The sequence below is a fragment of the Gemella bergeri ATCC 700627 genome (assembly GCF_000469465.1).
In the GTDB taxonomy this organism is placed as follows: Bacteria; Bacillota; Bacilli; order Staphylococcales; family Gemellaceae; genus Gemella; species Gemella bergeri.
The window spans coordinates 1-6630 of sequence record NZ_KI271823.1; the positions used below are offsets into that span (position 1 = coordinate 1).

The following is a 6630-nucleotide window of genomic DNA, read 5'->3' on the forward strand; positions in this document are numbered from 1 at the left end:
ATCCATCTATTATATTTATTAAATATTATTAAAATATAAAAATATTATATAATTACTTGACTTATCTTCTCATATCTGGTTTGATTATAGTAGACTACAAATAAAGGAGAATTGCTTATGAAAACTTTAAAATTAAATAATGAAGTAGAAATCCCCGTTCTAGGCTTTGGAGTTTTTAATATTTCAGATGAAGAAACAAAAGATGCCGTAGCAAGCGCTATTAAAGCCGGTTATCGTCACATTGACACAGCTCAACTATATCTTAATGAACGCGGTGTCGGTGAAGGTATTAAGGCTTCCGGTATCCCACGTGAAAAATTATTTATAACTACAAAAATTTGGATAAACAATACCAATTACGAAAATGCTCGTTCATCATTTATGAGTTCATTAGAAAAATTACAACTGGACTATGTTGATTTATTATTAATTCATCAACCGTATAATGATACATTCGGTGCATGGCGTGCAATGATCGAACTTAAAAACGAAGGAAAAATTCGTGCAATCGGAGTTTCCAATTTCGGCATTGATAAACTAGTTGACCTTTCACTATTTAGCGAAGAAAAACCGGTAATTAACCAAATAGAACTTAACCCTTTTTACCAACAAAAAGAAGCTGTTAAACAATTTAAAGAAGAAGGCGTTGTTGTTGAAGCATGGTCGACATTTGCACGTGGAAAAGATGATATTTTTAATAATAAAACTCTAGTTGACATTGCTAAAAAACATAATAAAACTGTTGCACAAATAATCATTCGTTATTTTATTGAACAAGACATCGTAGTATTAACAAAATCGTCACATCCTGAAAGAATGAAAGAAAATCTAAATGTTTTTAATTTTAAATTGGATAATGATGATATCCAAAAAATTTCAGCACTGGATAGAAAAGAAAGTCAATTCTTCAGTCATAAAGATCCGAAAGTTATCCGCTCTTTAGCCCAACGTAAAGCAGAATAAAACCAATTAAAATATTTATAAATAGCTAAAAACTTCGCCTATCTCACCTACGGCGGAATTTTTAGCTATTTTCTTATATAGTTTTCCCTACTGATATTTTTTCTATTCGGTTGTAATTTACTTTATTTTATATATTATTTTAGTAAAAGTTGATAGTAGTATAAACGTCTGTCGCTAACTTTATTATTTAAAAAATAATAAAAAATTAATTACAAATTACCGGTTTTTTTCTATCAATAATTAAATATTTTAAATTCCATATAAACTCTATAAGAGATGTTCAAAATCCCTATTTTAACTAAAATATATATTCTAATTAGATAACTATTTTTTATTCTTTTTATTTGAAAAAATTTATTTTTTAGTATATTATATATGTTATTCAATATTTAAAGAATATTTTTTAAAAATTTTAATATTAAGTGAGGGAAAAATGAAAACAGCATTTTTATGTGATTCAACATTACAAGTAAGTGAAGAATTTACAAAAAATTATCCATTAACAATAATTCCTTTGGAAGTAAGGTTAGATAATAGGGTTTATGAAGATAATGTAACAATTAAATCTGAACAATTTTATGAATATATAAAAAAAGGTATGAAACCGAGTACCAGCCAACCATCGGTTGGAAAAGTATTGGAAGTCTTAAACACCTTAAAAGAAAAAGATTATAAAAGGGTAGTAATTTTCAGTATTTCTGAAAAATTATCGGGAACATTCTCATCTTTTACTCAAGCCAAAGCATTGATAAAAGATTTAGAAATTAAAATTATTGACACTAAACAAGTTGCACGAATAGCAGGTCGTGCTATTGAAAAAATCATTAAAGACTTCTCTAACAATCTAATCTCGTATAATAATATTGAAGAAGAGTATAACAAACTTTTAAAAAAACAAAACGTATTGGTTACCGTTGAAACAATGGACTTTTTATATGCCGGCGGTCGCCTTGGTAAAACACAATTTATTTTATCAAATATGTTAAATATTCTGCCAATTATTACTATAAAAGACGGCGCTCTTCTGGTAAGCGGTAAACAGCGTGGAATAAAAAAAGTTATTAAAAAAATGTGTGAAGAAATTAAGGAAAAAAATCCGCAATCCCTTATTATATTTCACACAAATAACAATGATCTGTTAGAAAAAACACAAAATATAATTAAAGAAATACTCGGGGAAATAAAAACAGAAATAATTACAGTTTCTCCGGTTATCGGGGCACATGCCGGCCCAAGAGCAATAGCAATAGGTTATTTAGAATATGAAGACTAATTAACATAAATATAATACGAACTAACCTTTTTTAAATTAACCTAAGGTTAGTTCGTATATTTGGTTATTTTCAGTGCTGTTATTATTTATAATTATCTACATCAAATAACCTGTTTTTATAATAATAGTCAATTTCCGCTTCTGTTATTTTTCTTATAATCTTACACGGATTACCGGCTGCTACTACATTGTCCGGTATATCTTTGACCACAACACTTCCGGCAGCAATTACGCTGTTAGCACCTATCGTTACCCCCGGCACTACAGTTACACTGCCACCAAGCCAAACATTATCGCCTATTATAATAGGAAAACCGTACTCATAACCTGAATTACGACTTACAGGATGAATAGGATGCCCTGCCGTATAAAGACTAACATTAGGTCCAAACAATACATTGTTCCCTATTTTTACTTTAGCAACATCTAATATCGTTAAATTATAATTCGAAAAAAAATTATCTCCTATTTCTATATTATAACCGTAGTCACAATAAAAAGGTGATTGAACAACCGTTTTATTCCCAACTTTTCCGAAAAATTTATTTATCATATTTTTTCTTTTCTCCTTTTCAATAGGAGAAATATTATTGTATTTAAAACAGAACTCTCTTGCTCTTTGTCTTTCTTTTTGCAACTCACTATCAGATGCTAAATAAGGCAATCCTGCCAACATCCTTTCTTTATAATTCATCTTTTATCCTCTCTAACCTTTAATCTGTGTTTCGTACATTTTTCTATAAACACCGTTAAGTTTTAACAATTCCTCATGATTCCCACTTTCCACTACTTTTCCTTTATTTAACACAAAAATCATATCGGAATTTTTTATCGTTGATAATCTATGGGCTATTATAAGTGTTGTTCTTCCGTCTTTAAGCTCGTCAATCGCCCTTCCTACTATTTGCTCCGTTTCACTATCAATATTGGCAGTTGATTCATCTAAAATTAAAATTTTCGGATTTTTTGCCAAAGCTCTCGCTAAACAAATTAGTTGCTTTTCTCCGGTAGAAAAATTATTACCTCCTACTTCTACTTTAGAATTCAATGATCTTGTTTTTAAAATAAAATCTCCCCCAACCCTTTTTAAAGAATTTCTTGCCAATTCTTCATTGCCGGTTGTTGTAATATTTTCAAGAAGACTTCCCTCAAATAAAAAAGTATCTTGGAGAACAATCGCTGTCTGTTGTCTTAGATATTCTCTACTATATTTTTTTATATCACGTCCTCCGATTAAAAGTTTTCCTTTAGTAGCCTCATAAAATTTGACAATCAAGTTCATAATCGTACTCTTACCGCTACCGGTATGCCCAACAAAAGCAACTGTTTGATTTTCTTTAATATCAATATTCAAATCTTTCAAAACATAGTTTTCTTCTTTATATGCAAAAGAAACATTTTTAAATTCAATATTGCCTTGGAAATGTCCTACTTCTTCCATTTCAATGTCTTCTTCAATTTCCAATTTCAAAATTTCTTGAATATTATTTGCCGCCCCTACCGCACGAACGTAATTAGAAATACTGAACGTGAAATCAGCAATACGATATATTATATCCGTTGTATAATTAATAAATAGATAAACCATACCGAGCGTTACACCAAAAACATTGTTAAAATGTGAATAAGCGTAATAGTAAACTATTCCGATAAAAATAATAATTCTAATTATTCCTGTTATATTATGTAATAATAAACTATCCACGATATTAAGGCTTCTCCAATAACCGAAACGTTCTTCATTATGTTTATTCCAATCACATAGTGCCGCTTCTTCTTGGTTAAAGGCTTTTATTATTTCCAAATTTTGATAATTTTCATTAACAATACCGTTACTTTCAGAAAATTTACGACGATACCCTTTTATACTACCAATAGTCATTTTATTATAAAACTTCAAAATAACATACATTATTGGTAATAAAAGCAACATATACATTCCAAATCTAATATCTACATAAAACAAGACAATATAAGAAAAAATAATTTTCATCGCAATAATCATAATCTGAATAAAAGTAGATACAAAAAAGATTCTTATCTGGTTAACGTCACTTGTTATCCTTGATACAACAGAACCTGCCGGCATATTATCAAAATAACGAATCGGCAAACTTTGAATATGATCATACACTTGCGTTTGTATACGAACATAGATTTCATTAGCACCCTTTACCAAATAAATATTTCTTATATAGTTGGAAATACCTGAACATAATAAAATTAAACCGTACCCTGCGGCTATTACCAATGATTTTTTTACTACTTGAGTCGTTACATCACCGTTAACTCCGTCAAAAACTTTCGACAAAACATAAACACCACCTACACCAAATGCAACATTTAGTATTGAGAAAATTGTTCCAAGCAAATAATCTTTTTGGGCTGTTTTTAAATAAGGTAGAAATTGTAATAATGGATTTTTACTATTCATCTTCTTCTACCTCCTTATTTTGATATGCATCTAAATCTCTATACCATGCACAATTTTCCAATAACTCGCTATGTGTTCCGATATTTAAAACCCTGCCGTTTTCCATTACAATGATTTTATCAGCGTGTCTTATCGCAGAAATTCTATGCGAAACAATTATATTGGTTTTCCCTGTTCGATGATTTTTTATATTTTCGATAATTACTTTTTCAGTGTTGGCGTCAATCGCACTCAAACTATCATCAAGAATCAGTATATCAGGATTTGTTAAAATAGCACGCGCTATTCCCAAACGTTGTTTTTGCCCCCCTGATAATGAAACTCCATTCTCTCCGATTAAAGTATCTAAACCGTCTTTAAAATTATCAATATCCTTTTTTATATCGGCAAGAATTAAACTCTCTTCCAAATTATTCTCTAAATTTTCTCTGTAAAATAAAATATTTTCTCTAATGGTCTTCGAAAATAATTGATACTCTTGCGGAGCATAACCTATCTTTTCACGAATAGAATAATCGTAATACTCTTCTATCGGTTTACCATCAATAAATAAAGTTTTTTCTTTTATCGGATATAGTCTAAGAAATTGTTTTATAAGAGTCGTCTTACCGCAACCGGTTTTTCCTATAACACCAACTGTTTCTCCACGATTTATTACCAAATTAATCTTCTTTAAAACCTTTACATCATTATAACTGAAATCAAAATCTTTAAATTCGATATTATCCCCGAACTCAAAGATTGTATTTGCTTTATCATTATTTACTTCGGGCTTTCTTTTCGTAATTTCAATAACACGTTTTGTTGCCTGACGAACTTCTATAAGCATAACAATCAACTCGGATAAAGCTATATACGGCCATTGAAGCATACCTACAACAACACAAACCGCAATAAGTTCCCCAAGTGTCATACTCCCAATATTAATTAAATAAAAACCGTAACCGACAGCTAAAACATAAGTTATAGCTAAAGATACCGTATTAAGAGATTGATAAAGAAGTGTTGTTTTCATGTATCTTACATTACTTTTCGAATAACTGCGTAATTTTTTTATAAAACTGTCTCTAACTTTTGAAAGTAGGCTATATGTTCTTATAACTCTAATTCCCTTTACATTTTCTAATGTTTCTTCGGTAATTTTATCCATCGTTTTAGCCATTTTATTGTAGTATTTTTCTTGGACTTCTCTTCTGCTAACTAAATAAATAGTCTGTATAATAAGTGGTAAATGTATTAATGCCAAATATCCCAAATTAGACTTATTAATTATTAAAACACTTATAAAAATATTATAAATAATACCGTCAAAAATAAGAAGAATTCCATAGCTGAAAAAAACAGCAATATAGTTTGCGATATCATTGGTTGAACGGCTAATAACTTCCCCTATGCTAAATTTATTAAAAAAGATAGGTGTATGGCGGTAAACATCACGTTGCACTTCATAACCTAAATCTTTTATTATCTTATCATACCCGATAAAAGTATAATATTCTTTAAAATAATAGACAAAATACAATGCCAATCCTATAAAAATAATATTAATTATCTCTTTTATTACACCGTCAAAGGTGATAGAACCGTTAGCTATTCCGTCTACTATAAAGTTTAATCTGTTTGCAGGATATAAAGTAAAATAATATGAAAAAAATGAAGCTACTAATACAATTCCGATTCTAATTTTATCCCTATAGAGTAACTGTGATAATTTTTTTACTATTTCTTTGTTGCTTACACTACTTTCCACTTCTTCACCTTCTTTCAAGTATATTTTATAATTATATCATATAAGAAAGTGAAAAAGAAATTATTGTAAGATAATAGAAAGGTATAAAATAGTAAGGGTATAGATTTTTTTCTCATGCCCCGTATTTGACACAGAGCCTAAAACAAAAAGAACTGTTTTCGCAATAATAGCGAAAAACAGTGGCTCAACAAAAAATCGGACTGATAAAAA

The 6630-nt window shown here is 29.4% G+C and carries 5 protein-coding genes; 2 read left to right on the forward strand and 3 right to left on the reverse strand.

From position 1 onward, the window contains the following. Positions 1-117: 117 nt before the first annotated feature. Together HMPREF1983_RS02945 and HMPREF1983_RS02950 are read left to right on the forward strand one after the other, a co-directional pair. Positions 118-963, forward strand: coding sequence for an aldo/keto reductase (locus HMPREF1983_RS02945; RefSeq protein ID WP_021752803.1), 846 nt, complete (start codon positions 118-120; stop codon positions 961-963). Positions 964-1396: 433 nt separating this feature from the next. Next, a complete protein-coding gene (locus tag HMPREF1983_RS02950) occupies positions 1397-2236 on the forward strand; it encodes a DegV family protein (RefSeq protein WP_021752804.1) in 840 nt (279 codons plus the stop codon). Positions 2237-2318: 82 nt separating this feature from the next. Here the strand turns inward: HMPREF1983_RS02950 and HMPREF1983_RS02955 are convergent, their stop codons facing one another. From HMPREF1983_RS02955 to HMPREF1983_RS02965, 3 genes are read right to left on the reverse strand one after another with little or no spacing between them, the layout of a single operon-like run. Then, positions 2319-2930 carry a sugar O-acetyltransferase gene (locus tag HMPREF1983_RS02955; RefSeq protein ID WP_021752805.1) on the reverse strand — a complete coding sequence of 204 codons (612 nt, stop codon included), beginning with the start codon at positions 2928-2930 and terminating at the stop codon, positions 2319-2321. A gap of 12 nt (positions 2931-2942) precedes the next feature. Further along, entirely contained in the window at positions 2943-4670 is a 1728-nt protein-coding gene (locus tag HMPREF1983_RS02960) for an ABC transporter ATP-binding protein (protein WP_021752806.1), read from the reverse strand. Continuing rightward, positions 4663-6420 (reverse strand): ABC transporter ATP-binding protein, encoded by a 1758-nt coding sequence (locus HMPREF1983_RS02965; protein WP_040460882.1) that lies wholly within the window; start codon positions 6418-6420, stop codon positions 4663-4665. Before HMPREF1983_RS02965 ends, HMPREF1983_RS02960 begins: the two co-directional genes overlap by 8 nt. Positions 6421-6630 lie beyond the last annotated feature (210 nt).

Bases quoted from the DNA above. Each gene is read 5' to 3' on its own strand.
- HMPREF1983_RS02945 (WP_021752803.1), top strand. From the start codon at position 118: ATGAAAACTTTAAAATTAAATAATGAAGTAGAAATCCCCGTTCTAGGC.
- HMPREF1983_RS02950 (WP_021752804.1), top strand. From the start codon at position 1,397: ATGAAAACAGCATTTTTATGTGATTCAACATTACAAGTAAGTGAAGAA.
- HMPREF1983_RS02955 (WP_021752805.1), bottom strand. From the start codon at position 2,930: ATGAATTATAAAGAAAGGATGTTGGCAGGATTGCCTTATTTAGCATCT.
- HMPREF1983_RS02960 (WP_021752806.1), bottom strand. From the start codon at position 4,670: ATGAATAGTAAAAATCCATTATTACAATTTCTACCTTATTTAAAAACA.